The 26,333-nt window shown below is 68.3% G+C and carries 34 protein-coding genes; 6 read left to right on the top strand and 28 right to left on the bottom strand.

What is annotated here, in order from left to right; translation table 11 throughout:
- Window positions 1-94: 94 nt before the first annotated feature.
- The 28 genes from ABT114_RS17580 to rpsL all read right to left on the bottom strand — a co-directional run bounded on the left by ABT114_RS17580 (window position 95) and on the right by rpsL (window position 17,858).
- Complete coding sequence (locus tag ABT114_RS17580; protein ID WP_351143395.1) at window positions 95-757, bottom strand: adenylate kinase; 663 nt, start codon at window positions 755-757, stop codon at window positions 95-97.
- On the bottom strand, window positions 757-2,070 hold the full coding sequence (gene secY / locus ABT114_RS17575; RefSeq protein WP_351143393.1) for a preprotein translocase subunit SecY: 1,314 nt from the start codon (window positions 2,068-2,070) through the stop codon (window positions 757-759). Before secY ends, ABT114_RS17580 begins: the two co-directional genes overlap by 1 nt.
- Before the next feature lie 244 nt (window positions 2,071-2,314).
- Entirely contained in the window at window positions 2,315-2,770 is a 456-nt protein-coding gene (gene rplO / locus ABT114_RS17570) for a 50S ribosomal protein L15 (RefSeq protein WP_003974249.1), read from the bottom strand.
- 2 nt (window positions 2,771-2,772) lie between these two features.
- Entirely contained in the window at window positions 2,773-2,955 is a 183-nt protein-coding gene (gene rpmD, locus ABT114_RS17565) for a 50S ribosomal protein L30 (RefSeq protein ID WP_003974250.1), read from the bottom strand.
- Complete coding sequence (rpsE, locus tag ABT114_RS17560; protein WP_019753099.1) at window positions 2,955-3,560, bottom strand: 30S ribosomal protein S5; 606 nt, start codon at window positions 3,558-3,560, stop codon at window positions 2,955-2,957. Before rpsE ends, rpmD begins: the two co-directional genes overlap by 1 nt.
- Before the next feature lie 41 nt (window positions 3,561-3,601).
- A complete protein-coding gene (rplR, locus tag ABT114_RS17555; protein WP_351143390.1) occupies window positions 3,602-3,985 on the bottom strand; it encodes a 50S ribosomal protein L18 in 384 nt (127 codons plus the stop codon).
- Window positions 3,986-3,988: 3 nt separating this feature from the next.
- A complete protein-coding gene (gene rplF, locus ABT114_RS17550) occupies window positions 3,989-4,528 on the bottom strand; it encodes a 50S ribosomal protein L6 (RefSeq protein WP_351143388.1) in 540 nt (179 codons plus the stop codon).
- A 24-nt stretch (window positions 4,529-4,552) separates the two neighbouring features.
- Entirely contained in the window at window positions 4,553-4,951 is a 399-nt protein-coding gene (gene rpsH / locus ABT114_RS17545) for a 30S ribosomal protein S8 (protein WP_007384075.1), read from the bottom strand.
- Between the two features lie 214 nt (window positions 4,952-5,165).
- Window positions 5,166-5,351: a type Z 30S ribosomal protein S14 gene (locus ABT114_RS17540; RefSeq protein WP_003948630.1), complete on the bottom strand. Its 186-nt coding sequence runs from the start codon at window positions 5,349-5,351 to the stop codon at window positions 5,166-5,168.
- A 5-nt stretch (window positions 5,352-5,356) separates the two neighbouring features.
- The gene (gene rplE, locus ABT114_RS17535; RefSeq protein ID WP_023547375.1) at window positions 5,357-5,914 is read right to left on the bottom strand and encodes a 50S ribosomal protein L5; all 558 of its coding nucleotides are present in this window, start codon (window positions 5,912-5,914) and stop codon (window positions 5,357-5,359) included.
- A complete protein-coding gene (rplX, locus tag ABT114_RS17530) occupies window positions 5,914-6,237 on the bottom strand; it encodes a 50S ribosomal protein L24 (protein WP_003992365.1) in 324 nt (107 codons plus the stop codon). Before rplX ends, rplE begins: the two co-directional genes overlap by 1 nt.
- A 2-nt stretch (window positions 6,238-6,239) precedes the next feature.
- The gene (gene rplN / locus ABT114_RS17525; RefSeq protein WP_003998823.1) at window positions 6,240-6,608 is read right to left on the bottom strand and encodes a 50S ribosomal protein L14; all 369 of its coding nucleotides are present in this window, start codon (window positions 6,606-6,608) and stop codon (window positions 6,240-6,242) included.
- Between the two features lie 103 nt (window positions 6,609-6,711).
- Window positions 6,712-7,002: a 30S ribosomal protein S17 gene (rpsQ, locus tag ABT114_RS17520; protein ID WP_351143385.1), complete on the bottom strand. Its 291-nt coding sequence runs from the start codon at window positions 7,000-7,002 to the stop codon at window positions 6,712-6,714.
- Complete coding sequence (gene rpmC / locus ABT114_RS17515; protein ID WP_003974259.1) at window positions 7,002-7,226, bottom strand: 50S ribosomal protein L29; 225 nt, start codon at window positions 7,224-7,226, stop codon at window positions 7,002-7,004. The genes rpsQ and rpmC overlap by 1 nt, the downstream gene beginning before the upstream one ends.
- Complete coding sequence (gene rplP / locus ABT114_RS17510) at window positions 7,226-7,645, bottom strand: 50S ribosomal protein L16 (protein ID WP_004927269.1); 420 nt, start codon at window positions 7,643-7,645, stop codon at window positions 7,226-7,228. Before rplP ends, rpmC begins: the two co-directional genes overlap by 1 nt.
- Before the next feature lie 5 nt (window positions 7,646-7,650).
- A complete protein-coding gene (rpsC, locus tag ABT114_RS17505) occupies window positions 7,651-8,478 on the bottom strand; it encodes a 30S ribosomal protein S3 (protein ID WP_004927271.1) in 828 nt (275 codons plus the stop codon).
- Window positions 8,478-8,825 (bottom strand): 50S ribosomal protein L22, encoded by a 348-nt coding sequence (gene rplV / locus ABT114_RS17500; RefSeq protein WP_351143382.1) that lies wholly within the window; start codon window positions 8,823-8,825, stop codon window positions 8,478-8,480. Before rplV ends, rpsC begins: the two co-directional genes overlap by 1 nt.
- Window positions 8,826-8,866: 41 nt before the next feature.
- A complete protein-coding gene (gene rpsS / locus ABT114_RS17495) occupies window positions 8,867-9,148 on the bottom strand; it encodes a 30S ribosomal protein S19 (protein ID WP_015035577.1) in 282 nt (93 codons plus the stop codon).
- A gap of 12 nt (window positions 9,149-9,160) precedes the next feature.
- Entirely contained in the window at window positions 9,161-9,997 is an 837-nt protein-coding gene (gene rplB, locus ABT114_RS17490) for a 50S ribosomal protein L2 (protein WP_007494772.1), read from the bottom strand.
- Window positions 9,998-10,037: 40 nt separating this feature from the next.
- Window positions 10,038-10,457 carry a 50S ribosomal protein L23 gene (gene rplW, locus ABT114_RS17485; protein WP_351143379.1) on the bottom strand — a complete coding sequence of 140 codons (420 nt, stop codon included), beginning with the start codon at window positions 10,455-10,457 and terminating at the stop codon, window positions 10,038-10,040.
- Window positions 10,457-11,110: a 50S ribosomal protein L4 gene (rplD, locus tag ABT114_RS17480; RefSeq protein ID WP_351143377.1), complete on the bottom strand. Its 654-nt coding sequence runs from the start codon at window positions 11,108-11,110 to the stop codon at window positions 10,457-10,459. Before rplD ends, rplW begins: the two co-directional genes overlap by 1 nt.
- Window positions 11,111-11,118: 8 nt before the next feature.
- Window positions 11,119-11,763 carry a 50S ribosomal protein L3 gene (gene rplC, locus ABT114_RS17475; RefSeq protein WP_007384065.1) on the bottom strand — a complete coding sequence of 215 codons (645 nt, stop codon included), beginning with the start codon at window positions 11,761-11,763 and terminating at the stop codon, window positions 11,119-11,121.
- A 17-nt stretch (window positions 11,764-11,780) separates the two neighbouring features.
- Window positions 11,781-12,089 (bottom strand): 30S ribosomal protein S10, encoded by a 309-nt coding sequence (rpsJ, locus tag ABT114_RS17470; protein WP_003948644.1) that lies wholly within the window; start codon window positions 12,087-12,089, stop codon window positions 11,781-11,783.
- Between the two features lie 438 nt (window positions 12,090-12,527).
- The gene (locus ABT114_RS17465; protein ID WP_351143374.1) at window positions 12,528-13,322 is read right to left on the bottom strand and encodes a hypothetical protein; all 795 of its coding nucleotides are present in this window, start codon (window positions 13,320-13,322) and stop codon (window positions 12,528-12,530) included.
- A gap of 177 nt (window positions 13,323-13,499) precedes the next feature.
- On the bottom strand, window positions 13,500-14,693 hold the full coding sequence (tuf, locus tag ABT114_RS17460; RefSeq protein ID WP_351143372.1) for an elongation factor Tu: 1,194 nt from the start codon (window positions 14,691-14,693) through the stop codon (window positions 13,500-13,502).
- A gap of 154 nt (window positions 14,694-14,847) precedes the next feature.
- Window positions 14,848-16,974, bottom strand: coding sequence for an elongation factor G (gene fusA, locus ABT114_RS17455; RefSeq protein WP_351143370.1), 2,127 nt, complete (start codon window positions 16,972-16,974; stop codon window positions 14,848-14,850).
- A gap of 39 nt (window positions 16,975-17,013) precedes the next feature.
- Window positions 17,014-17,484: a 30S ribosomal protein S7 gene (rpsG, locus tag ABT114_RS17450; protein ID WP_003992340.1), complete on the bottom strand. Its 471-nt coding sequence runs from the start codon at window positions 17,482-17,484 to the stop codon at window positions 17,014-17,016.
- A gap of 2 nt (window positions 17,485-17,486) precedes the next feature.
- Window positions 17,487-17,858 (bottom strand): 30S ribosomal protein S12, encoded by a 372-nt coding sequence (gene rpsL, locus ABT114_RS17445; protein ID WP_003948652.1) that lies wholly within the window; start codon window positions 17,856-17,858, stop codon window positions 17,487-17,489.
- Window positions 17,859-18,317: 459 nt separating this feature from the next.
- Here rpsL and ABT114_RS17440 point away from each other — a divergent pair, with 459 nt between their 5' ends.
- The 6 genes from ABT114_RS17440 to ABT114_RS17415 all read left to right on the top strand — a co-directional run bounded on the left by ABT114_RS17440 (window position 18,318) and on the right by ABT114_RS17415 (window position 26,282).
- Window positions 18,318-19,109, top strand: coding sequence for a Crp/Fnr family transcriptional regulator (locus tag ABT114_RS17440; RefSeq protein ID WP_351143368.1), 792 nt, complete (start codon window positions 18,318-18,320; stop codon window positions 19,107-19,109).
- Between the two features lie 358 nt (window positions 19,110-19,467).
- Window positions 19,468-20,433 carry a hypothetical protein gene (locus tag ABT114_RS17435; protein ID WP_351143366.1) on the top strand — a complete coding sequence of 322 codons (966 nt, stop codon included), beginning with the start codon at window positions 19,468-19,470 and terminating at the stop codon, window positions 20,431-20,433.
- Window positions 20,430-22,634, top strand: a complete 2,205-nt coding sequence (locus ABT114_RS17430) for a hypothetical protein (RefSeq protein ID WP_351143363.1) — start codon at window positions 20,430-20,432, stop codon at window positions 22,632-22,634. The genes ABT114_RS17435 and ABT114_RS17430 overlap by 4 nt, the downstream gene beginning before the upstream one ends.
- A gap of 55 nt (window positions 22,635-22,689) precedes the next feature.
- The gene (locus ABT114_RS17425) at window positions 22,690-24,447 is read left to right on the top strand and encodes a hypothetical protein (protein ID WP_351143361.1); all 1,758 of its coding nucleotides are present in this window, start codon (window positions 22,690-22,692) and stop codon (window positions 24,445-24,447) included.
- Complete coding sequence (locus ABT114_RS17420; RefSeq protein WP_351143359.1) at window positions 24,444-25,001, top strand: Pycsar system effector family protein; 558 nt, start codon at window positions 24,444-24,446, stop codon at window positions 24,999-25,001. Before ABT114_RS17425 ends, ABT114_RS17420 begins: the two co-directional genes overlap by 4 nt.
- A gap of 42 nt (window positions 25,002-25,043) precedes the next feature.
- Complete coding sequence (locus ABT114_RS17415) at window positions 25,044-26,282, top strand: M48 family metalloprotease (protein ID WP_351143356.1); 1,239 nt, start codon at window positions 25,044-25,046, stop codon at window positions 26,280-26,282.
- Window positions 26,283-26,333: the final 51 nt, after the last annotated feature.

Below are 26,333 nucleotides of genomic sequence, written 5' to 3'. Positions count from 1 at the left end.
GATGTCTCAACGATACGTGGGGGTACAACCGCCCCCCACACAGCAGCCGCGGCCCCCTCGAAGGGAAACCGCGGCTACAGCGACGTACGAACGTCTACTTGGCGTCGTCCTCGCGCTTCAGCGCTTCCAGCGCCCGCTTCGTGACCTCGTCCACCGGACCCAGCGCCGAGATCGTGACGACCAGGCCCTGCGCCTTGTAGTAGTCGATGATCGGCTCGGTCTGCGTGTGGTAGACCTCGAGTCGCTTGCGGACGGTGCCCTCGGCGTCGTCGTCCCGCTGGTACAGCTCGCCGCCGCAGACGTCGCAGACGCCTTCCTTGGCCGCCGGCTTGTACGTCACGTGGAAGACGTGCGCGGAGTCGTTGCGGCAGATGCGCCGGCCGGCGATCCGCTTGACGACCTCCTCCTCGGGGGCCTCCAGGTCCAGCACCGCGTCCAGCTTGATGCCCTCGCTCTTGAGGAGCTCGTCCAGCGCCTCGGCCTGCGAGACATTGCGCGGGAAACCATCGAGCAGGAAGCCGTTCACGGCGTCGGGCTGCTCCATGCGGTCCTTGGCCATCGCGATGGTGACCTCGTCGGGGACGAGGTTGCCGGCGTCCATGAAGGACTTCGCGAGCTTCCCGAGCTCCGTCTGCTGGCTGATGTTGGCGCGGAACAGGTCGCCCGTGGAGATGTGGGGAACGCGGAGCTTCTCGGCAAGGCGCGTGGCCTGCGTTCCCTTACCGGCACCCGGCGGCCCGACGAGGACGATTCGCATCAGCGGAGGAACCCTTCGTAATTGCGCTGCTGGAGCTGGCTCTCAATCTGCTTCACGGTCTCGAGACCGACACCCACGATGATCAGGATGCTGGTCCCGCCGAACGGGAAGTTCTGGCTTGCCCCGAAGCCAACCAACGCCATCGTCGGGACGAGAGCGATCAGACCCAAGTACAGCGAACCCGGCCAGGTGATCCGGTTGAGCACGTAGCTGAGGTACTCAGCGGTCGGTCGGCCAGCCCGGATGCCCGGGATGAAGCCACCATACTTCTTCATGTTGTCGGCGACTTCCTCGGGGTTGAAGGAGATCGCCACGTAGAAGAACGCGAAGAAAACAATGAGCAAGAAGTACGAAGTGATGTAAATCGGGTGGTCACCCTTGGTCAAGTTCGTCTGAACCCACGTCTTCCAGCCGGAATTGCTGCCGGAGAACTGCGCGACCAACGCCGGGATGTAGAGCAGCGACGAGGCGAAGATGACGGGGATCACACCCGCCTGGTTGACCTTCAGCGGGATGTACGTCGACGTACCGCCGTAGGAACGACGGCCGATCATGCGCTTCGCGTACTGCACGGGGATACGGCGCTGGGCCTGCTCGACGAAGACCACCAGAGCGACCATGACCAGACCGACCGCGATGACGGTGCCGAACTCGATCCAGCCGTCGGCCAGGGTGCCGCTCTTCTTGATCGCCCACAGCGCGGACGGGAAGGTCGCGGCGATCGAGATGAACATCAGGATCGACATGCCGTTGCCGATGCCGCGGTCGGTGATGAGCTCGCCCAGCCACATGACGACGGCCGTACCGGCGGTCATGCAGATGACCATCGTGATGGTGGTGAAGATCGCGCGGTCCGGGACGATGCTCGAGGCGACCGTGCAACCGGAGAACAGGGCGCCGCTGCGGGCGGTGGCCACCAGGCCGGTGCCCTGCAGGATGGCGAGCGCCACGGTCAGGTAGCGGGTGTACTGCGTGATCTTCGCCGTACCGGCCTGGCCCTCCTTCTTGAGGGCTTCCAGGCGCGGGATCACCACGGTCAGCAGCTGCAGAATGATGCTCGCCGTGATGTACGGCATGATGCCGAGCGCGAAGATCGTGATCTGCAGCAGCGCACCGCCGCTGAACATGTTGACCAGACCGAAGAGGCCCTGGTTGCCGGATGCCTCGTCCACGCACTGCTGGACGGACTTGTAGTCGACGCCCGGGATCGGGATGTGGGTACCGACCCGGTAGACCACGATGATGCCGAGCGTGAAGAGCAGCTTCTTGCGCAGGTCGGGCGTCCTGAACGCCCGGGCGAACGCGGTGAGCACGGTGCCTCCTGCGACCCCCGCGCGACTGCGTCAAGGGTGACGGTCTTGAGATTCCAATGGAATGACGACTTGAGAACGGTCAACTGCCGCTCAGGGTGCCCCATGCGAAGCACCCGGAAAAGAAAGTGGACAGTGCAGGCCACCTTACCGGCGAGACTGCCCCCTTGGAACGACCAACCGGGGATACCCCTTATGTGGGTATCCCCGGTCGGGATCGTTCAAGTCATCGAGACGCCTGAGTGGATCAGACGAGCTCGGTGACGGTGCCGCCGGCGGCGGTGATCTTCTCCTTGGCGGAGCCGGAGACGGCGTCGACCGTCACCTGCAGCGCCACGGAGATCTCGCCCTGGCCGAGGACCTTGACGAGGCTGTTCTTGCGAACGGCACCCTTGGCCACCAGACCCTCGACGGTGACCTCGCCACCCTCGGGGTAGAGCGCGGCCAGCTTGTCGAGGTTCACGACCTGGAACTCGGTCTTGAACGGGTTCTTGAAGCCCTTCAGCTTCGGAAGACGCATGTGGAGGGGCATCTGGCCACCCTCGAAGCGCTCCGGAACCTGGTAACGGGCCTTCGTACCCTTGGTACCACGACCGGCCGTCTTACCCTTCGACGCCTCACCACGACCGACACGGGTCTTGGCGGTCTTGGCGCCGGGGGCCGGACGGAGGTTGTGGATCTTGAGCGGGTTGTTCTCCGCCATGATCAGTCGACCTCCTCGACCGTCACGAGGTGGCGGACGGTGTGCACCATGCCGCGGAACTCGGGGCGGTCCTCCTTGACGACCTGCGTGTTGATGCCCTTGAGACCAAGGGAGCGCAGGGTGTCACGGTGGTTCTGCTTGCTGCCGATGTACGACTTCACCTGCGTGATCTTGAGCTGCGCCATTACGCACCAGCCCCGGCACGCGCACGGAGAAGAGCCGCGGGAGCGACGTCCTCGAGGGGCAGACCACGGCGGGCCGCGATCTCCTCGGGACGCTGCAGGCCCTTCAGGGCCTCCACGGTCGCGTGCACGATGTTGATCGCGTTGTCGGAGCCGAGCGACTTCGACAGCACGTCGTGGATACCGGCGCACTCGAGCACGGCACGCACCGGGCCACCGGCGATAACGCCGGTACCGGGGGACGCGGGCTTGAGCAGCACGACGCCGGCAGCCTTCTCACCCTGGATGGGGTGCGGGATGGTGCCCTGGATACGGGGGACCTTGAAGAAGTGCTTCTTGGCCTCCTCAACACCCTTGGCGATGGCGGCCGGCACCTCCTTGGCCTTGCCGTAACCGACACCCACGGTGCCGTCACCATCGCCCACCACGACCAGCGCGGTAAAGCTGAAGCGACGACCACCCTTCACAACCTTGGCGACGCGGTTGATCGCGACGACGCGCTCAACGTAAGCGGTCTTCTCGGCGGCAGCTGCGCCGCCGTCACGGCCCTTCCGGTCCCGCCGCTCGCCGCCACCGGCACCGCTTCCGCGGCGCTGGGGTCCAGCCATTGGAATTACCTCTCTCTGTTTCCGCTAGCTACGGAACCGACTCAGAACTTGAGTCCGGCTTCGCGGGCGGCGTCCGCCAGGGCAGCGATGCGCCCGGCGTACTGGTTGCCACCACGGTCGAATACGACAGCCTCGACGCCCGCGGCCTTGGCGCGCTCGGCGACCAGGGCGCCGACCTGCTTGGCCTGCGCGGACTTGTCGGCCTCGCCACCACGGATCGACGTGTCCAGGGTCGACGCCGACGCCAGGGTGTGACCCTTGATGTCGTCGATGACCTGGGCCACGATGTGGCGGTTCGAGCGCGTCACGACCAGGCGCGGACGCTCGGCCGTACCCGAGATGTGCTTACGGATCCGGATGTGGCGACGCTTGATAGCGGCACGCTTGTAGGCGTCACCCTTGAGGATCTTCTGCCCGTATGCCATGGCTTACTTACCCGCCTTTCCGACCTTGCGGCGGATGACTTCGCCCTCGTACTTGACGCCCTTGGCCTTGTACGGGTCGGGCTTGCGCAGCTTGCGGATGTTCGCCGCAACCTCGCCGACCTTCTGCTTGTCGATGCCCTCGACCGAGAACCGGGTCGGGGCCTCGACCTTGAAGGTGATGCCCTCGGGCGCCTCGACGGTGATCGGGTGGCTGTAGCCGAGCGCGAACTCGAGGTTCGAACCCTTGGCCGTCACGCGGTAACCGACACCGCTGATCTCGAGCTTCTTCACGTAACCCTGGGTCACGCCGGTGATCATGTTCGCCACCAGCGTGCGGGACAGGCCGTGCAGGGCCTTGTTCTGACGCTCGTCGTTCGGGCGGGTGACGCTGAGCACGCCGTCCTCACCCTTGGCGACCTCGATCGGCGCGGCAACGGTGTGGGAAAGGGTGCCCTTGGGGCCCTTCACCGAGACCGTACGGCCGTCGATGGTGACGTCCACGCCGGCGGGAACCGTGATGGGGAGCTTGCCAATACGCGACATAGCTGTTTCCTCCGTTCCCTTCCGCTACCAGACGTAGGCGAGGACTTCCCCACCCACGCCCTTCTTGCCGGCCTGCTTGTCGGTGAGGAGCCCGTGGGACGTGGAGATGATCGCCACGCCCAGGCCGCCGAGCACCTTCGGCAGGTTGGTGGATTTCGCGTAAACCCGGAGACCGGGCTTGGAGATCCGCTTGATGCCCGCGATGGAGCGCTCACGGTTCGGGCCGAACTTCAGCTCGAGGACGAGGTTCTTGCCGACCTCGGCGTCCTCGACCTTCCAGCCCGTGATGAAGCCCTCCTGCTGGAGGATCTCCGCGATGTGAGACTTGATCTTCGATGCCGGCATCGTCACGGAGTCGTGGTATGCCGAGTTCGCGTTCCGCAGACGCGTAAGCATGTCTGCGATCGGATCAGTCATGGTCATGAATTGGCCTTCGGCCTCTCTCGCCGGGGTTTCCTGGTGCGCCATCCCTCTCCCCGATCCGGGACGGGACGGGTGCGGCGCGGTGGACCTACGGCGTAGTAAGTCGTACGGGCGGCAATCAGGCGCCCAACCCCCCAAGCCTAAGCCATGGAGAGGAGGGCGCCTGACACGCCCAGTGCTTACCGAGAGCCCTTGGAATCCCTTATTAGGGGGATTACCAGGAGCTCTTGGTCACGCCCGGCAGCTCGCCACGGTGAGCCATCTCACGAAGGCACACGCGGCACAGGCCGAACTTGCGGTACACGGAGTGGGGACGGCCGCAGCGCTGGCAGCGCGTGTAGCCACGCACGCCGAACTTGGGCTTGCGAGCAGCCTTCGCGATCAGAGCCTTCTTCGCCATCTCGCTCACGCCTCCTTGAAGGGGAAGCCGAGGTGACGAAGGAGCGCACGGCCCTCAGCGTCGTTGGTCGCCGTGGTCACCACGGTGATGTCCATACCCCGGGTGCGGTCGATCTTGTCCTGGTCGATCTCGTGGAACATGACCTGCTCCGTGAGACCGAAGGTGTAGTTGCCACGGCCGTCGAACTGCTTGGGGGACAGGCCGCGGAAGTCGCGGATGCGCGGCAGCGCGAGCGACAGGGTGCGGTCCAGGAACTCCCACATGCGGTCGCCACGGAGCGTGACGTGGGCACCGATCGGCTGGCCCTCACGCAGCTTGAACTGCGCGATGGACTTGCGGGCCTTGGTGACGGCCGGCTTCTGCCCGGTGATCGTGGTGAGGTCGCGGATGGCGCCCTCGATCAGCTTGGAGTCGCGGGCGGCGTCGCCCACACCCATGTTGACCACGATCTTGACGAGGCCGGGGATCTGCATGACGTTCTCGTACTTGAACTCGTCACGCAGCTTGCCCGCGATCTCCTCGCGGTACTTCTGCTTCAGACGCGGGGTGGTGGTGGTAGCCATCAGATGTCCTCACCCGTCCGCTTGGCAACGCGGATCTTGTTGCCCTCGTCGTCGAAGCGGTAACCGACACGCGTGACGACCTTGTTGCCGTCCTTCTCCACGACCAGCTGAACGTTGGAAACGTGGATCGGGGCCTCGGTGGTCACGATGCCGCCGGCCTGGGAACCGCGAGCGGTCGGGCCGGCCTTCGTGTGCTTCTTGACCCGGTTGACACCCTCGACCAGGACACGGTCCTCGCGGGGGAAGGCCGCGATGACCTTGCCCTGCTTGCCCTTGTCCTTACCGGTGATGACCTGGACCAGGTCGCCCTTCTTGATCTTCATGCTTACAGCACCTCCGGCGCGAGCGAGATGATCTTCATGAACTTCTTCTCGCGCAGCTCACGGCCCACGGGGCCGAAGATACGGGTGCCGCGAGGGTCGCCGTCGTTCTTCAGAATGACAGCGGCGTTCTCGTCGAAGCGGATGTACGAGCCGTCCGGACGGCGGCGCTCCTTGACGGTGCGAACGATGACCGCCTTGACGACGTCACCCTTCTTCACGTTGCCACCGGGGATCGCGTCCTTGACGGTGGCGACGATGACGTCACCGATGCCCGCGTAGCGGCGACCGGAGCCACCGAGCACACGGATGCAAAGGATCTCCTTCGCACCAGTGTTGTCGGCGACACGCAGTCGCGACTCCTGCTGGATCACGTCTATCTCCTGGTTGTCTGCCGGTTCCCGGGGCGGGGTCGCACGACGGCGGCCCCGCCCCGAGCCTGGCGGAACGATGCCTAGGGGGTCCCCCTAGGAGGGATTACTTGGCCTTCTCGAGGATCTCGACGATGCGCCAGCGCTTCGTCGCGGACAGCGGCCGGGTCTCCGCGAGGAGGACACGGTCGCCGACGCCCGCAGCGTTCTGCTCGTCGTGGGCCTTGAGCTTGTTCGTACGGCGGATGACCTTGCCGTACAGCGCGTGCTTCACACGGTCCTCGACAGCGACGACGACGGTCTTGTCCATCTTGTCGCTGACGACGAGACCCTCACGGGTCTTGCGGAAGCTGCCGCGCGCCTCAGTGGTGTTCTCGGTCACGTTGCTCTCGCTCATCAGGCGCTCTCCACCGTCTCGATGCCCAGCTCGCGCTCACGCATCAGGGTGTAGATCCGCGCGATGTCCTTACGGACGGCCTTCAGCCGACCGTGGTTCTCGAGCTGACCCGTCGCCGCCTGGAAGCGGAGGTTGAACAGCTCTTCCTTGGCCTCGCGGAGCTTCGCAAGAAGCTCCTCGTTGCCCAGCTCGCGCAGCTCGGACGCCTTGGTACCGGCCGACATCACGCTTCACCTGCCTCGCGCTTGACGATCCGGCACTTCATCGGCAGCTTGTGGGCTGCGCGAGTGAGGGCCTCACGGGCGATCTTCTCGTTGGGGTAGGACAGCTCGAACATGACCCGGCCCGGGTGCACGTTCGCGATCCACCACTCCGGAGAACCCTTACCGGAACCCATGCGGGTCTCGGCAGGCTTCTTCGTCAGCGGGCGGTCCGGGTAGATGTTGATCCAGACCTTGCCGCCACGCTTGATGTGGCGGGTCATCGCGATACGGGCCGCCTCGATCTGGCGGTTGGTCACGTACGCCGGCGTGAGGGCCTGAATGCCGTACTCGCCGAACGCGACCGTCGTACCGCCCTTGGCCTGACCACGGCGCTTCGGGTGGTGCTGCTTGCGGTGCTTGACCCTACGGGGGATCAGCATGTCGGTCAGGCCTCCGTTCCGGTGCTCTCAGCCGGAGCGGCAGCCGGAGCCTCGGCCTTGGGGGCCTCGGCAGCGGGAGCCTGCTGCGGCTTGCGACCGCGACCGCCACGCTCGCCACCGCGGCCACCACGGGCCGGGCGGTCAGCGCCGCCACGGGCCGGGCGGTTGCCGGCGCGGGCAGCAGCGTTCTCGGCGCGGACCTCGGCGATGTTCTTGACGTCGCCCTTGTAGATCCAGACCTTCACACCGATGCGGCCGAAGGTCGTCTTGGCCTCGAAGAAGCCGTAGTCCACGTTCGCGCGGAGCGTGTGCAGGGGCACACGGCCCTCGCGGTAGAACTCCGAGCGGGACATCTCGGCGCCACCGAGGCGGCCACCGCACTGGATCTTGATGCCCTTGGCGCCGGCCTTCATGGCGGACTGCATGCTCTTACGCATGGCCCGACGGAAGGAGACGCGGGAGGAGAGCTGCTCGGCGACGGCCTGGGCAACCAGCTGAGCGTCGGTCTCGGGGTTCTTGACCTCGAGGATGTTCAGCTGGACCTGCTTGCCCGTGAGCTTCTCGAGGTCACCGCGGATGCGGTCGGCCTCGGCGCCACGGCGGCCGATGACGATGCCCGGACGGGCCGTGTGGATGTCCACACGGACGCGGTCACGGGTGCGCTCGATCTCAACCTTCGAGATGCCGGCGCGCTCCATGCCGGACGTCATCATCCGACGGATGGCGACGTCTTCCTTGACGTAGTCCTTGTACAGCTTGTCGGCGTACCAACGCGACTTGAAGTCGGTCGTGACACCGAGCCGGAACCCATGCGGGTTTACCTTCTGGCCCATTACCGGGTTCCTTCCTTGCTGCTGACGACCACGGTGATGTGGCTGGTCCGCTTGCGGATCCGGTAGGCACGGCCCTGGGCACGCGGACGGAACCGCTTCAGGGTCGGGCCCTCATCGACGAAGGCCTCGGAGACGAAGAGGCTGTCGACATCGGTGTGGTCGTAGTTGTGCGCGGCGTTGGCAATGGCGCTGTCCAGCACCTTGCCGACCGGCACGCTCGCGGCCTGCGGGGCGAAACGCAGGACCGCCTGAGCCTCCGTGGCATCCATGCCACGGATAAGGTCCACCACGCGGCGGGCCTTCATGGGCGTAACGCGGATGTACCGCGCCTGGGCCCTGGCTTCCATGGTTGTCCTTCCAGTGTCTGTCATGGTCATTCCACCCCGCGTTAGCGGCGCTTCGACTTCCGGTCGTCCTTGACGTGACCCCGGAAGGTGCGCGTCGGCGAGAACTCGCCGAGCTTGTGGCCGACCATCGACTCGGTGACAAACACCGGAATGTGGGTCTTGCCGTTGTGCACCGCGATCGTGTGGCCGAGCATGGCCGGGATGATCATCGAGCGGCGGGACCAGGTCTTGATGACGTTCTTGGTACCGGCTTCGTTCTGAGCGTCCACCTTCTTCACGAGGTGGCCGTCAACGAAGGGTCCCTTCTTGAGACTGCGCGGCATCTAAACCCGCTCCTAGCGCTTCTTGTTCGTCTTGCGGCGGCGGACGATGTACTTGTTCGAAGCCTTCTTCGGCGAACGAGTACGACCCTCCTTCTGACCCCACGGCGAGACCGGGTGGCGACCACCGGAGGTCTTGCCCTCACCACCACCGTGCGGGTGGTCAACCGGGTTCATCGCCACACCGCGAACGGTCGGGCGAACGCCCAGCCAGCGCTTACGGCCGGCCTTGCCCCAGTTGATGTTGCTCTGCTCGGCGTTGCCGACCTCGCCGACCGTGGCGCGGCAGCGCTGGTCGACCAGGCGGATCTCACCGGAGGGCATGCGGAGGTGGGCCATCGAGCCCTCCTTCGCGAGCAGCTGCACGGAGGCGCCGGCGGAGCGGGCGAACTTGGCACCGCCACCGGGACGGAGCTCGATCGCGTGGATCGTGGTACCGACCGGGATGTTGCGGAGGGCCAGGTTGTTGCCCGGCTTGATGTCGGCCCCGGGACCGTTCTCCACGCGGTCACCCTGCTGCAGGTTGCGCGGGGCGAGGATGTAGCGCTTCTCGCCGTCCGCGTAGTGCAGCAGCGCGATGCGCGCGGTGCGGTTGGGGTCGTACTCGATGTGCGCGACCTTCGCCGGCACGCCGTCCTTGTCGTGCCGACGGAAGTCGATCACGCGGTAGGCGCGCTTGTGTCCGCCACCCTGGTGGCGAACGGTCACACGACCGGCGTTGTTACGGCCGCCCTTGCTGTGCAGAGGGCGGACCAGCGACTTCTCCGGCGTGGACCGCGTGACCTCGACGAAGTCGGCGACGCTGGAGCCACGACGGCCCGGAGTCGTCGGCTTGTACTTGCGGATACCCATTTCTCAGTCCTCGTCCGATATCGGACGATCCGGACCTCCGTCAGGAGGTCGGACCGCCGAAGATGTCGATACGGTCGCCCTCAGCGAGGGTCACGATCGCGCGCTTGGTGTCAGCACGCTTACCGAAACCGCTCTTGGTGCGCTTGCGCTTGCCCTGGCGGTTGATCGTGTTGACCCCGGTGACCTTGACCGAGAAGACCGCCTGGACGGCCTCCTTGATCTGGGTCTTGTTGGAGCCGGGCGCGACGACGAAGGTGTACTTGCCCTCGTCGAGCAGCGCGTAGCTCTTCTCCGAGACGACCGGCTTGAGGAGCACGTCACGGGGATCCGTGAAGGACTTGCTCAGCGGCGTCTCGACGGTGTTCTTGCCCTCGGTGGCGTGGCGGCGTGCCTTGGCGACGCGCGCGGCCTTGGCGGCCTTGGCCGCCTTCGAGGCGATGCTCGGGTGACGCGTAGCCATCAGGCCTCGCTCCCTTCGGTGTCAGCGGCCTTGGGGCCAGACACGAAGGACTCGAACGCGGACTGGGTGAAGACCACGTCGTCCGAGACGAGAACGTCGTACGTGTTCAGCTGGCCCGGCTCCAGGATGTGGACCTGGGGCAGGTTGCGGGCGGACAGCCACGCGGCCTCGTCGCTGCGCTCGACGACCAGGAGCAGGTTCTTGCGCTCCGAGATCTTGCCGAACAGCGTCTTCGCGGCCTTCGTGGAGATGTCACCCTCGACCACGCCGGAGACGACGTGGATGCGGTTGTGGCGGGCCCGGTCGGTGAGGGCGTGGCGCAGGGCCGCGGCCTTCATCTTCTTCGGGGTCCGCTGCGAGTAGTCACGCGGCTGCGGGCCGTGGACGACGCCACCGCCGGCGAACTGCGGGGCGCGGGTCGAGCCCTGACGGGCGCGGCCGGTGCCCTTCTGACGGTACGGCTTCTTGCCGCCACCGCGAACCTCGCCACGAGTCTTGGTCTTGTGCGTGCCCTGACGGGCAGCGGCCAGCTGTGCGACGACGACCTGGTGGATCAGCGGAATGCTGACCTTTTCAACGCCGAAGATCTCCGCGGGGAGCTCGACGGTACCGGCCTTGTCGCCTGCCGGCGAAAGGATGTCAACAGTGCTCATCGGTTACCTCAGGCCCCCTTGGCCGCGGTGCGGACCAGGACGAGGCCGCCGTTCGGACCGGGAACCGCGCCCTTGATGAGCAGCAGACCCTTCTCCGCGTCAACGGCGTGGACGGTCAGGTTCTGGGTGGTGACCCGCTCGTTGCCCATGCGACCCGCCATGCGGAGGCCCTTGAACACGCGGCCCGGGGTGGCGCAGCCACCGATGGAGCCGGGGGAGCGGTGCTTGCGCTGGGTGCCGTGACCGGCGCCGAGGCCCTTGAAGTTGTGACGCTTCATGACACCGGCGAAGCCCTTGCCCTTGCTCTTGCCGGTCACGTCGACCTTGATGCCGGCCTCGAACACCTCAGCGGTGATCTCCTGGCCGAGGGTGTACTCGCTGGCGTCAGCGGTACGGATCTCGACGAGGTGGCGGCGGGGAGTGACGTCGGCCTTGGCGAAGTGACCCTTGAGGGGCTTGTTCACCTTGCGCGGGTCGATCTCGCCGAAGGCGATCTGGACCGACTCGTAGCCGTCGGCGTCGTTCGTACGGACCTGGGTGACGACGTTGGGGCCGGCCTTGACGACGGTGACCGGAACAACACGGTTGTTCTCGTCCCACACCTGCGTCATGCCGAGCTTCTCGCCCAGGATGCCCTTGATCTGCTTAGCCATTCTCAGATCACCGACCCCTAGAGCTTGATCTCGATGTCGACACCGGCCGGAAGGTCGAGTCGCATCAGGGAGTCAACGGTCTTGGGCGTCGGGTCGAGGATGTCGATCAGGCGCTTGTGCGTGCGCATCTCGAAGTGCTCGCGCGAGTCCTTGTACTTGTGCGGCGACTTGATGACGCAGTACACGTTCTTCTCGGTGGGGAGCGGCACCGGGCCCGCGACCGACGCACCAGTGCGGGTCACCGTCTCGACGATCTTCTTCGCCGAGGAGTCGATGACCTCGTGGTCGTAGGCCTTGAGCCGGATGCGGATCTTCTGTCCCGCCATGGCTACTCAGTAGTCCTGTCTCTCGTACGCTCTGGAACCCGGCATTCCGTGCACTTCCTCCGACCCACGCGGTCGGGCGTGTCGCGCTCCCGCTCACACGGATATCCCACCTGAGACATCCCTTGCTGGGGAAACACGGCCCTTCCGGAACCGCAAGTCGGGGGCCGAAAGGCCCACCGGGTGCCTGGCCGGTGCCGCACTGACACTTCCCGGAAGATTCCCGTACGTCCGTCCCAGCGCTGCCGTAAAGGCAGTTGGGACGACGAGTACTGTGGGACTCGCTTCCGGTCCTCCCGGCGGGAGGCGCACAGCATCAACACTCGACCGAGCAACTCCGACAGTCTGCCATATGGGGCAGGGGGTCCGCCAATCGAGCCGGAGAGAATACCCCCGGAGTGACGTAGGTCAAACCCCGGGGCCCTCCAGCGGGACCGTCCCTCACGCTCCCGTCAGTCTGACCGCTGTCCGGTCGGCGGGAGCGTCCGCGCCGGCCGGGGCGTGGGGGCAGCGCCAGATGCAGTAACCGCAGGGCGGCGGCTCGGCTCCGTCGGACCGCGCTCCGTCGCCCCGAGCCGGGTGATCGGCGGACTCGGGCCCGGGCTGAGGGGCGAAGACACCCTTGCCGCCGGGCTGGAAGTTCTCGTAGCGCTCCTCCGCCTGTCTGCGGAGCCGGCGCCGGACCTGATAGAGCAGCGCGCCGTCCTTCCGCTGCAGGTAACTGCTCAGGCACCGCTCGAAAGCCGCGTCGAACTTCGGCAACTCCGCCTGGAGGAGCAGGAGATAGCGGTCGACCCCGATCTCGGAAGGCCGTGACGCGGGGCTCATGGCATCGATTCGGTCACCCAGTTGACGGAGTTCTTTCTTGAAGGCCTTCACGGCGTCCTCGTACATGGAGAACTCCATGAGCAGCCCGTCGTTGGTCGCGGAGAACTCGCCGCGCAGCGCTTCGATCATCTCCTGACCTGGTTGCGTCTCCGCCCAGAACAGGTCGACCCGCTCGGCGGCCGTCAGGACGCTTCGCGGGCCCTCCTCGCGCCGCTCCTCCATCGCGCGCGAGCAGTCCTCGAACGCGGCCTCGGCCACGCCTCTGGCGCGGCCCCACAGGGCGCACAGGCTCAACAGCGGTTCGCTGTAGCGTCGGCGCCCCCTCCTGGTGCCGGCCTGGAGCGAGATGAACGCCACCCATACCGTGCCCACCGTGGTGATCAGAGCCACGAGGATCTCGCCCAGCACGTTCCCCCCTGCGCGCCGCCGAGCGGTGTCACCGCCTCGGCCCATGGTACGAAGCGGAGCGAGCCCCCGACAGAGGGCGCCCGTGGCGGCATACGGCGAAGGGGCCCGTACGACCGAAGTCGTACGGGCCCCTTCTGGAGCTCAGCTGAGGCTGAAGCTACCGGGTCAGGCTCGAGATCACTTCGTGATCTTGATGACCTGGCCGGCGCCGACCGTCCGGCCACCCTCACGGATGGCGAACTTCAGGCCCTCTTCCATGGCGATGGGCTGGATGAGCTCCACCTTCATCTCGGTGTTGTCACCCGGCATCACCATCTCGGTGCCCTCGGGGAGGGTCACAACGCCCGTCACGTCCGTCGTACGGAAGTAGAACTGCGGACGGTAGTTGTTGAAGAACGGCGTGTGGCGGCCACCCTCGTCCTTGGACAGGATGTAGGCCTGGGCCTCGAACTCGGTGTGCGGCGTGACCGAACCGGGCTTGATGATGACCTGGCCGCGCTCGACGTCCTCGCGCTTGATGCCACGGAGGAGCAGACCGACGTTCTCACCGGCCTGGCCCTCGTCGAGCAGCTTGCGGAACATCTCGATACCGGTGACCGTGGTGGTGGTCTTCTCGGTCTTGATGCCGATGATGTCGACGGTCTCGTTGACCTTCAGGACACCACGCTCGATACGGCCGGTGACGACCGTACCGCGACCGGTGATCGTGAAGACGTCCTCGATGGGCATGAGGAACGGCTTGTCGACGTCACGCTCCGGCTCCGGGATGGCGGAGTCGACGGCGTCCATGAGGTCCAGAACGGACTGGCCCCACGTCGCGTCGCCCTCGAGCGCCTTGAGCGCCGAGACCTTGACGACCGGGACGTCGTCGCCCGGGAACTCGTACTCGGAGAGGAGCTCACGGACCTCGAGCTCGACGAGCTCCAGGATCTCCTCGTCGTCCACCATGTCGGCCTTGTTCAGGGCGACAACGATGTACGGCACGCCGACCTGGCGGGCCAGGAGCACGTGCTCCTTGGTCTGCGGCATCGGGCCGTCGGTGGCGGCGACCACGAGGATCGCGCCGTCCATCTGCGCGGCACCGGTGATCATGTTCTTGATGTAGTCCGCGTGACCCGGGCAGTCGACGTGGGCGTAGTGACGCGCCTCGGTCTGGTACTCGACGTGCGCGATGGAGATGGTGATACCGCGCTGGCGCTCCTCAGGAGCCTTGTCGATCTGGTCGAAGGCCGAGGCCTCGTTCAGGTCCGGGTACTTGTCGTGCAGCACCTTGGTAATGGCGGCCGTGAGGGTCGTCTTACCGTGGTCGATGTGACCGATGGTGCCGATGTTGACGTGGGGCTTAGTCCGCTCGAACTTCGCCTTCGCCACGGGGTCCTCCTGTGGAGTGGTTCTGAACGCCTTGCTTCATCGGCGCCAGGTGATCTTTGCTGGAAAGCCCGGGCCCGGGGGCATTCCCCCACAAATGCGGGGGAATGCCCCTCCGGGCTCCGGAGTCAAGCCTAAAGCGTGGGAACGCGGTGCGTTACTCGCCCTTGGCCTTCGCGATGATCTCCTCGGCGACGTTCCGCGGAACCTCGGCGTAGGAGTCGAACTGCATCGAGTAGCTCGCGCGACCCGACGTCTTGCTGCGGAGGTCTCCGACGTAGCCGAACATCTCCGAGAGGGGCACGAGACCCTTCACGACACGGGCACCCGCCCGCTCCTCCATGGCCTGGATCTGGCCACGGCGGGAGTTGATGTCGCCGATGACCTCACCCATGTAGTCCTCGGGCGTGGTGACCTCGACGGCCATCATCGGCTCGAGCAGCACGGGGCTGGCCTTGCGCGCGGCCTCCTTGAAGGCCTGCGAACCGGCGATCTTGAACGCGAGCTCGGAGGAGTCCACCTCGTGGTAGGCACCGTCGAGCAGGGTGACGCGCACGCCGGTCATCTCGTAACCGGCGAGGATGCCGAACTGCATGGCCTCCTGCGCACCGGCGTCGACCGAAGGGATGTACTCCTTCGGGATGCGACCACCGGTCACCTTGTTCACGAACTCGTACGAGGCGTCGCCGCCCTCGATGGGCTCGATCGCGATCTGCACCTTGGCGAACTGACCGGTACCACCGGTCTGCTTCTTGTGGGTGTAGTCCACGCGCTCGACGGCCTTGCGGATCGTCTCGCGGTACGCGACCTGCGGCTTGCCGACGTTGGCCTCGACCTTGAACTCACGACGCATACGGTCGACCAGCACCTCGAGGTGCAGCTCGCCCATACCACCGATGATGGTCTGGCCGGTCTCCTCGTCCGAGTGAACCTGGAAGGAGGGGTCCTCCTCCGCGAGACGCTGGATGGCGACACCCAGCTTCTCCTGGTCACCCTTGGACTTGGGCTCGATGGCGACCTGAATGACCGGCGCCGGGAAGTCCATGGACTCCAGGATCACCGGGTTCTTGTCGTCGGACAGCGTCTCACCGGTGGTGGTCTGCTTCAGGCCCATGACGGCGACGATGTCGCCGGCGCCCACCGACTCGATCTCCTCACGCTTGTTCGCGTGCATGCGGTAGATCTTGCCGATGCGCTCCTTCTTGCCCTTGACCGAGTTCAGCACCGCGGTGCCGGACTCCAGGCGACCGGAGTAGATCCGGACGAAGGTGAGCTTGCCGAGGTGCGGGTCGCTCATGATCTTGAACGCGAGCGCGGACAGCGGCTCCTCGTCCGACGGCTTGCGCTTGACGACGACCTCGGGGTCCTTGACGTCGTGGCCCTCGATGGCCTCGACGTCGAGCGGGGTCGGCAGGTAGCGCACGACCGCGTCGAGCAGGGGCTGGACGCCCTTGTTCTTGAACGCGGTACCGCAGAACACCGGGGTGACCGTGATGCCGTCGGACTTGCCGGACGCGATGGTGATACGACGGATCGCGGCGTACAGCTGCTCCTCGGTGGGCTCCTGGCCCTCCAGGAACAGCTCCATGATCTCGTCGTCGTTCTCCGCGACGGCCTCGACCAGCTTGCCGCGGTACTCCTCGGCAGCCTCGATGTGCGTGGCCGGGATGTCGACGACGTCGTACATCTCGCCCTTGGCGGCCTCGGCGGACCACACGAGCGCCTTCATGCGGACCAGGTCCACAACGCCCTTGAAGTCCATCTCGGCGCCGATCGGCAGCTGCATGACGAGCGGCTGGGCGCCCAGGCGGTCCGAGATCATGTCCACGCAGCGGTGGAACTCGGCGCCGGTACGGTCCAGCTTGTTCACGAAGCAGATGCGCGGCACGCCGTAACGGTCGGCCTGACGCCACACCGTCTCGGACTGCGGCTCGACACCGGCGACACCGTCGAACACCGTGACGGCACCGTCGAGGACGCGCAGCGAGCGCTCCACCTCGACCGTGAAGTCGACGTGCCCCGGGGTGTCGATGATGTTGATCGTGTAGTCGTTGTCCTCGAGCGGCCAGTGACAGGTGGTGGCAGCAGAGGTGATCGTGATGCCACGCTCCTGCTCCTGCTCCATCCAGTCCATGGTGGCGGCGCCGTCGTGGACTTCACCGATCTTGTAGCTGACGCCGGTGTAGAAGAGGATCCGCTCGGTGGTGGTCGTCTTGCCCGCGTCGATGTGGGCCATGATCCCGATGTTGCGGACCTTGGCCAGGTCAAGTGAAGTGGTAGCCATAAGGCTTCAGTCTTCTCTCGGTCTCGATGGGGTCTGCGACTACCAGCGGTAGTGCGCGAAGGCCTTGTTGGACTCGGCCATCTTGTGGGTGTCCTCGCGCTTCTTCACGGCCGCACCGAGGCCGTTCGAGGCGTCGAGAAGCTCGTTGAGGAGACGCTCGGTCATGGTCTTCTCGCGACGGGCGCGCGAGTAACCGACGAGCCAGCGCAGCGCGAGGGTGTTGGCACGACCGGGCTTGACCTCGATCGGAACCTGGTAGGTCGCACCACCGACACGGCGGGACTTGACCTCAAGGGTCGGCTTGATGTTCTCCAGCGCGCGCTTCAGCGTGATGATCGGGTCGTTGCCCGTCTTCTCACGCAGACCCTCCATGGCGCCGTAGACGATGCGCTCGGCGGTGGAGCGCTTGCCGTTCAGCAGCACCTTGTTGATCAGCGACGTGACAAGAGGAGAACCGTAGACCGGGTCGATGATGACCGGGCGCTTCGGGGCGGGGCCCTTACGAGGCATTCTTACTTCTCCTTCTTGGCGCCGTAGCGGCTGCGAGCCTGCTTGCGGTTCTTGACACCCTGGGTGTCGAGGGAACCACGGATGATCTTGTAGCGAACACCCGGCAGGTCCTTCACACGGCCGCCGCGCACGAGCACGATGGAGTGCTCCTGCAGGTTGTGTCCCTCACCCGGAATGTAAGCAGTGACCTCGATACCGCTGGTCAGACGCACACGCGCGACCTTACGCAGGGCCGAGTTCGGCTTCTTCGGGGTGGTCGTGAACACACGCGTGCAGACGCCACGACGCTGGGGCGAACCCTCGAGTGCGGGCGTCTTGTTCTTCTCGACCTTGTCCTGCCGGCCCTTCCGGACCAGCTGCTGGATCGTAGGCACTACTTCTCCGGTTTCTGTGTGCCGAATGGTGAAGCTAACCTGGAACATTCGCCGACCCACGCGGTCGGGTGTGTCGAATCCCGCAGACCTTCGCCGCGAAGCGAAAAGGGCGCAGATTGCGGTGGCCGGTCTCAGGCCCCGCGTGCGGTTCAAGGCACGCACGAGGGCCAGGGCACACCCCAGGCACAAGGTCTGAGCGTACCTACCTCATTCGCTGCGGTCAAAACAAATGGGCGGGACCGGCAGGCCCGCACGAAACAAGCCGAAGCCGTGCCCCGTCCGCGATCTTCGAATCGACGGTTCCCGAGCCGCCCGCGCGTCCCGCCCCCTCACCTGACAGGTGAGGCGCACCGAGTACGTCCAGGCGCCGTCTTCCATCAATGGCCGGTTTGCGCTCTTTCACACTCCGCGATCTTGCGCTTTCAGTACGTTGATCCGTCCGCTGTCGGGAATCGGGGGATGAGCATGCCAATGTGGACGTCTGCGTACTCGCCGGACGACGGCGGGCTGGACGACCGGGTGCCGTTCCTGGCCCGGCTGGAGAGCGAGGACCGCTCGGCGCTGCTGGCGCTGGGCCGCTCGCTGGACTTCACGCCCCGCATGGTCCTGGTCCACCAGCACGAGCCCTCCTCGCACGTCCTCTTCCTCGCGTACGGCTGGACCAAGGTCACCGCCTCGGCCGCCAACGGTTACGAGGCCCTGCTGGCGCTGCGCGGCCCCGGCGACATCGTCGGCGAGTCGGCCGCGCTGACCGGACGCCCGCGGTCGGCGACGGTGACCGCGCTGGAGCCGGTACGGGCGGTGGCGGTGGAGCGTGACCGCTTCAAGGACTTCCTCAACCGCTCCCCCGCCGTCTCCTTCGCCCTCCTCGGCCTCACCGCGGACCGCACCCGCGCGGCGGACCGGCGCCGGCTGGAGTTCGCGTCGATGAGCGTGCGGGAACGCTTCGCCGTCCTGCTCCTGGACCTGGCCCGCACCCACGGCCGCCGCACCCCGGAGGGCGTCGAGCTGGCGGTACCGCTCAGCAAGCAGGAGCTGGCGGGCTCGGTGGGCGCGTCCCGGGAGATGGTGCAGCGCCTGCTGCGGGAACTGCGGGACAAGGGGGCCGTCGCCACGGGCCGCCGCACCATGCTGATCATGCGGCCGGACATCCTGCGGCGGATCGCGGCGACGGGGCCGGCGGCGGGGATCCCGTCGCCACCGGGACCGGTGGACGGGGTCGCATCGCCGCCGGGGCGGACGGACGAGTAAGCGCAGGCCACCGGGGCGGACGGGCGGACGGACGAACAGGCGCAGCCCACCGGGCGGGCGGACGGACGGACCAGTAAACGCAAGCGACGGGACGTTGCAACCCGGCCGACGATATCCAGCCCGTCCGGCGCTTGAGGACGAGGCCGTCCAGGCCGAAGCGGGGGCCGGGGGCGGCAGCCCCCGTGACGGTCGGCTCACCCACCCCACACAGGGCGCGCCGGCCCACGAGACTCCCGTACCCCCAGAGGACTTCTGTGCACACGGTCACACTCCGAGTGCGTCATCCGCCCTCACCGCCGAGGCCCCAGCACCACCACGCTGCTGCTCTGCACAGCGCACACCCCCTCGAGAGGCGACCATGACCGACCCCGTGAGCCGCACGATCCTGCTGCTGGACATCGAGAGGTTCAGTGACCGGGACGACGTGGAGCAGGCCTATATGCGGCGCATGCTCTACGACATCGCCGACCGCACGCTGGAGAGCGCGGGCATCGACGAGACCCGCCGGCTGCGGGCCGACCGCGGGGACTCGGTGATGGAGCTGATCGACGCGGGCGCCCCGGTCACGGCGCTGCTGCGGGCCCTGCTCACGGAGGTCCCGGCACAGCTGAGGACGGTCAACCGCATGGCGTCGAGCTCCGCGCAGATCCGGCTGCGCGGTGTCCTCGCCATCGGTTTCGTCGCCGTCGACAAGCACGACGGCTGGGTCGGCTCCGACCTCAACCACGCCTGCCGGCTGCTGGACGCGGACGTACTGCGCGCCGCCCTGCGCGAGCGCACCGCCGACTTCGCCCTGTGCGTCTCCGACGCCCTGCACGCCGGTGTCGTACGACACGACCACCCGGGTATCCCGGCCGCCGACTTCCACCCGGTGACGGTGGCGAGCAAGAACGGCCCGCTGAAGGCGTGGCTGCACGGACCGGTGCCCGACGGGGCGACCAGGGCGGCCGGGGCGACCGACAAGGACCACGGTGACACGGGGGCGGGGGAGGCGCCGGGCGGTTCGGGGGACCGTCCGGCGCCGCGGGTCCCCTCACAGGACGGCTCGGAGGAGAGGGTCCCCGCACAGGGCACCCCCGCCGACCGGGTCCCCGCACCGGGCACCCCCGAGGAGAGGGTCCCCGCTCAGGGCACCCACAAGGACCGCCCGGCGCCGGACGGGACAGGGGGAGCCCCGGCGCCGGGCACCGTCTTCAACTTCAACGGCGGCTCGCCGTCCTTCGGCGGCAGCCTGGTCGGCCACGACCAGCACGGTGTCAGCGGCGGCCAGGTCACCGGCGACGTGAACCTCGGCGGCGGCGGCGAGCGGGGAGACGACGCATGAGCAGCCCAGCAGAGCCGGAGAGCCCCAGACCGGGCGGACCCGGCAACGGCAACGGCAACGCACCGGACCCGAAACAGGTCGAGTCGGCCGCCGACGAGACCCAGCAGAGCGGCGATGCCGCCGAGGAACACGACCAGCCGCAGAACGCCTGGTCTGCCCGGCGCGACCTGGTCGACCACAGCCCCCGCTCCATGAACGTCGGCGACCGTTCCCGCTTCGGCGGCAGCCTGGTCGGCCGCGACCAGCACGGCGTCAGCGGCGGGCGGGTCGCCGGCGACGTCATCATGGGCAGCAAGACGGAGATCCACTACGCGATACCCGGGATCTCCGCGCCCTCCTCGGCCTCCGGCGAGGTCCCGCGGACCACCCTCGACCGTCTGGCCACCACCTTCGTCGCCGACGAGGAGGTCATGGCCGGCCTGCTCGACCGGCTGCGCCGCGACCGTGTCCTCGTCCTGTCCGGCGCCCGCTTCACGGGCCGCCGCACGGCCGCCCTGATGCTGCTGCACCGCTTGGCCGCCGCTCCCGTCCGCACCCTGGTGCGCGACACCAGCCCAAGCTCCCTCGCCGAGCGGTTCACCGCCGAGGACCAGGCCCGCGGCTACGTCCTGTGCGACCTCGCCACCCGCCGCGACCGCCCCCTGCGGGAACCGCACCTGCTCGCGGCGAAGGACCGGCTCGCCGAGCAGGACGCCTATCTGGTCGTCACCGTCGGCCCCACCGCCGTACTGGAGGACGTACCCGCCGTGGAATGGCGGCCGCCCGCCACCGCCGACGTCCTCGCCGCCCATCTGCGCACCCGCACCGACGCCGAGACCGCCGCCAAGCTGCTCGGCCTGCCGGACGTGGTGGAGTTCCTGGACCGGGGCCACCAGCTGCGCGAGGTCGCCGCCTTCGCCCAGCTGCTGGGCGACTACGCGACCGGCAAGGTCACCGAGGACGCGGTCGCCCAGTTCTCGCTGGCCTCCCTGGAGAACCAGGTGCAGGAGTGGTTCGAGGAGGACGAGAGCGCGGTCCACCTGCGCGACAAGGCGTTCCTGGTCGCCCTGGCCGCCTTCGACGGCGGCCCGTACGCCCTCACCGCCGAACTGAGCGACCTCCTCTACCGCTTCCTCCAGGAGACCGAGAACCCGGCCCGCGTCCCCGAGGTTCCCGTCTTCGGCACGCACATCGGCAAGCGCCTCCAGCTCGCCCGCGCGGAGAGGTTCGAGGACGACGAGCACACCGAGTGGGGACCGGTAACCCAGCAGAAGGCCAGGTTCCTGGACGAGCGGGCCTCGCTCGTACTGCTGCGCGAGCTGTGGACGGGCCATCCGTCCGCCCGGCCGGCCCTCATCCACTGGTTGCGCCGCCTCGCCGACGACGGCCGCCCCCTGGTCCGTACCCGCGCCGCGTCCACCGTCGCGATCCTGGCCCGTACCGACCTGCCGTCGGCGATGGCCCTGGTCATCGAACCGTGGGCCACCTCCAAGCGGTTCCGGCAGCGGCTGGTCGCCGTCAACGCCCTCACCCTCGCCCACCTCATCGACACGCCCAACATCCCGCGCATCCTCGACGCCTGGTGCGAGGGCGGCGACGCGCGTCTGCGCTGGGTGGCGGTGCGGTCGTACGGGCTGATCGGCCCGGAACGCCCCGAGCAGGCCCTCGCCGCGCTGCGCAAAGCCGTGCGGCGGCTCTACGACGACGGCCCCGACGACCTGGACGAGGCGATGGCCGGCGAACTCGCCGAGGCCGTGGAGCTGCTGCTGCTCTCCTCCGCCAGCGAAAAGGTGCTCGCGGAGCTGCGGGAGCACCTCGACGACGACCGCGCCGTGCACGACCTCACGCTCGCCGGCTTCGTCAACGCCTGCCTGCGTAAGGAGGACGACGAGCGCTACGGCACCCCGCTGGTCCTCGCCTGGTACGCCCGCGCGGTGCCCGCGGGCGGCGCGGCGGCCCACGGCATCCCGTACCTCTGGCGCGCCGCGCTGGCCGACCCGCGCGCCACCCGGCACGCGCTCGACGTGCTGCGCGAGTGGGTCCTGATCGCCGACCGTTCCACGGCCACCGAGTGGGCGCTGGCCGCCCTGCTCCCGGACCTCGTCACCACGCCCGCCGAACACCAGCGGCTGAGCCACCTGCTGCGCACCATGCCCGGCGAGGACGGAAACCCCCCGCCCCTGGTGGCGGCCCGCCTGCTGACCACGCTTCCCACCCGCTGACCCACGTCAGACCGACCCGCGTACGCCGGGTGGTACGTCCGAGGAGACACGCCCCATGCCCACCTTCCGCCAGCCCGAGTGGCAGCAGCAGGCCGACCGGCACACCCAGATCGTCGACCCGGTCCTCACCGTGCGGCAGCTGTCGCGCTTCGAGTTCAGCCTGAAGTCGTACGTCCGTATCGACCACGCCCTGGTCTTCTCCACCGCCAAGGGCGGGTACGAGGCGTATCTGCCGCCGCGGCGGCCGACGCGCGGCGACATCGCGGCGAACCACTACACGGCCGTGTACGAGGTGGACATGGGCGTGCACCCGCACACCTGCGACCTCACCCTGCCCAGCGACAACGACGCGTTCGAGTTCACGGCCGTGGTCGACCTGTCCTGGCAGGTCCTCGACCCGGCCCGCTTCGTGGCCAGCGGGCACCGGGACGTGCCCGGGCTGCTGCTGGGCGAACTCCAGCAGGCGGCCCGCCCGGTGACGCGCCGGTTCGCCATCCCCGACAGCGCGGCCGCCGAGGTGGAGCTGCTGGAGCGGATGAACCTGCTGGGGCCGCTCGGGGCGCCGGCCGGACTCCAGGTCACCTGGACCCTGCGGCTGCGGCGCGACCAGACCAACATCGAGCACGAACTGCGCAAGCAGGCCATCGACCACTCCGCCGCCGAGCAGATCCGCGCGGCGCAGCGGGGCATGGAGATCGACGTCGAAGTCGACCGCCGGGGCCGGCAGAGCGACTCGCTGCAGATCGAACGAGCCATGCAGTACGGCAACCAGCAGCAGGAACTGCTCCTCCAGCAGCAGCGCTGGCAGCACGCGCAGGCACTGCTGGCGGGTCAGCAGCAGCTGGAACTCCAGCAGTTGGAGGCGCAGAAGATCGACTTCTACCAGTACCACCTCCAGCAGGGCGGCGTGCACGCCTGGGCGCTGCACCTCGCCCAGCACCCGGAGGACTCGGCCCTGGTCATGACGAGCATGCGCGAGGACCAACTCCGCATGATCCAGTCCCAGATGGAACTGGTGAAGCAGCTTCTGAGCGGCGACGCCGCCGAGAACTGGGAGCTGGAGGGCCCCAAGCAACTGGCCCTGCGCACGGTCAACGACATCCTCACCCAACGCCTCCCGGGTGTACCGCAGAACCCGCCGCCGCTGCCGCAGGGCGGTGGCCCGGCGTATCCGGGGGCGGCGATCCCGCCGGGCGGCGGCGCGCCGGAGCCGGGCACGGCAGGACAGCCCGGCCTGACGGGGGACGGCACGGGCGGCACGGCGCAGCCGACCGCGCAGCCCCCGGGCGGGCAGGCCGCGCCGTACGCGCCCGGGCAGCCGTTCCCGACCGGGCCGTACCCGGGCTCGCCGACGAGTGTTCCCGGCCCGTACGGCGGCCCCGGCGCGCCCGGTCCGGCTGCCACGCCCACGATCCCCGCCGCGCCGACCGCCCCGCCCGGCGCCGCGCCGTTCCCCCACTTCCCGCCCGCGGGCACACCGGCCCCCGGTACCCCGGGCGCGCAGTCACCCGCGCCTTACGCCCCGCCGCCCCCGGCGTACGCCCCGCCGCCCGCGCCGGGCGCCCCCGGCCCGTACGCCGGTGCCCCGGCGCCGCAGGCAGCCACGGCGGCGTCTCCGGCCGGGCCGGCCGTCTCCGCACCCGAGCCCGCCGCCTGGCAGCCCCCGCCCGGCTACGGCAGGACCCCGACCCTGCCGGCCCAGGCCGTGCCGGACGCCTCCGCGGCAGCCTCGGACGGGAACGACGGCGACGGGAACAACCGCGGCGCGAACGACAGCGGAGGGGCCAACAGGACGGAGGGCAGCGGCACATGACCACGCTCGATCCCGCTCCCGTCCCGGCCCCGGCTCCCCGCCCGGACGACGCCGGCCCGGCCGCCGACCTCGTCCCCCTCTGCGAGCGCCTCCTCACCGAGCTGCGCGGCGAGGTCGCCCGTGCCGACAGCAAGGCGTCCGTCCTGGTCGCCGCCCTCGGCACGACCGCGGGCGTGTCCAGCGGTCTGCTCGCCGGGCGGGACTGGACTCCGGCCGCGCTCTCCGCCGCGGGCACGGCGCTGTGGTGGGCCGGGACGGCAGCGCTGGGGCTCTCCCTCTTCGCCCTGCTGCTGGCCGTACTGCCCCGCTACCGCTCCGAGAAGTGGACGCCCGGCCGGCCCCTGTCCTACTTCGGCGACATCCAACAGGCCGTCCGGCTCGGCCAGTTGGAGACCGCGCTCGGTGACACCCGGCGCGACCCCACGACCGGGCTGACCACCGCCCTCGCCGACCTGAGCCGGATCGCCGCACGCAAGCACCAGTGGATCCGCACCGGTCTGATCGCCTTCTGCACCGGCACGGTCCTGCTGCCCGCCTCACTGCTGATCGGCTGACCGCCTGCACCAGCAGCCGTCCCCGTTTCTGAAGGAAGCACGATGACCCAGCCACCACCGGAGTACCCGGAGTACCCCGCCCAGGCGACCCAGCCGCAGGCACCCCCGCAGTACCCGCAACAGCCACCCACGTACCCGCAGCAGTCACCCCCGTACCCGCAGGCCACGCCCACGTACCCACAGCAGTCACCCCCGTACCCGCAGGCCACACCCACGTACCCGCAGGCCTCCGCGCCGATCCCCCCGCAGTACCCCCAGACCCCTCCCCAGGCTCCCCCCGCGTCCCCGGCCGCCGCCGCTCCCCCGTCCCCCGGCGACCCCGCCCACCCCCACCACATCAACACCGACGCCCGCCGCGTCCACATCTCCAACCACCAGCGCCGCACGGACGCCACAGCGGTCGGCAACCTGCTCCTCTACCTGCCGAACTTCCTCTGCAGCCTCTGCGTCGTCGGCCTGGTCTCCGCCTTCTTCGGCGACCTCGCGTTCGTCGTGATCCTGCTCTGGCTCGCCAGCGGCGCACTCGTGTTCCACCGCCCCACAGAGAGCGCCCTCGCGCGCCGTTTGCTCCATCTGCGCTACCCCACGCCGCAAGAACGAGCCAAAATCGAACCGGTCTGGCGGGAGGTCACGGCCCGCGCCGGCGTCGAGGGCCGCAACTACGAGCTCTGGGTCGAGGACAGCGACAGCCTCAACGCGGTCGCCGCGGCCGGCCACATCGTCGGCGTCACCCGTTTCGCCATGAACGAGCTCCCCAACGGCGAGCTCGCCGCGGTCATGGCCCACGAGCTGGGCCACCACGTCGGCGGCCACGCCTGGTCCGGGCTCCTCGGCTACTGGTACGCGCTGCCGGGCCGCGTCGCCTGGCGCGTCCTGAAGGTGTTCTCCACCTTCGTCTTCCATGTGTCGCGCGCCTTCGGCTGCTTCGGCGTCGCCTTCGTCGTGCTGTTCATCGGCGGTATCGCCGTGGCGACCATCAGCACCCTGTACGGCCTCCCGTTGCTGATCCTGGGCGTGCCGTACGCGCTCGCCGCCGTCGGCCGCCGCGCCGAGCTGCGCGCCGACGAACACGCGGCCGGCCTCGGCTTCGCCCCGATGCTGGCCGCCGTACTCGGCAAACTGCACCAGCAGGAGCAGCAGGCACAGGCCGCGCTCACCGCTCAGAACGGCGGTGTGCCCGTCGCGGAGAGCGCGCTGAGCAAGTTGCTCTCCTCCCACCCGGACTACCACACCCGGCTGCACCATCTGCAGCCGTACCTCCAGCCGCAGCGGCCGTACTGAGAGCCGGCGTACCAGGAGCCGGCGGCTCTGTCGAGAGCTGCGGAAACGCCG

Origin of the sequence: Streptomyces sp. NPDC002088 (assembly GCF_040296605.1) — a bacterium.
Lineage (GTDB): Bacteria > Actinomycetota > Actinomycetes > Streptomycetales > Streptomycetaceae > Streptomyces.
The sequence above is the reverse complement of the archived record's forward strand: the minus strand, read 5'-3'. Positions and strand labels throughout refer to the sequence as shown.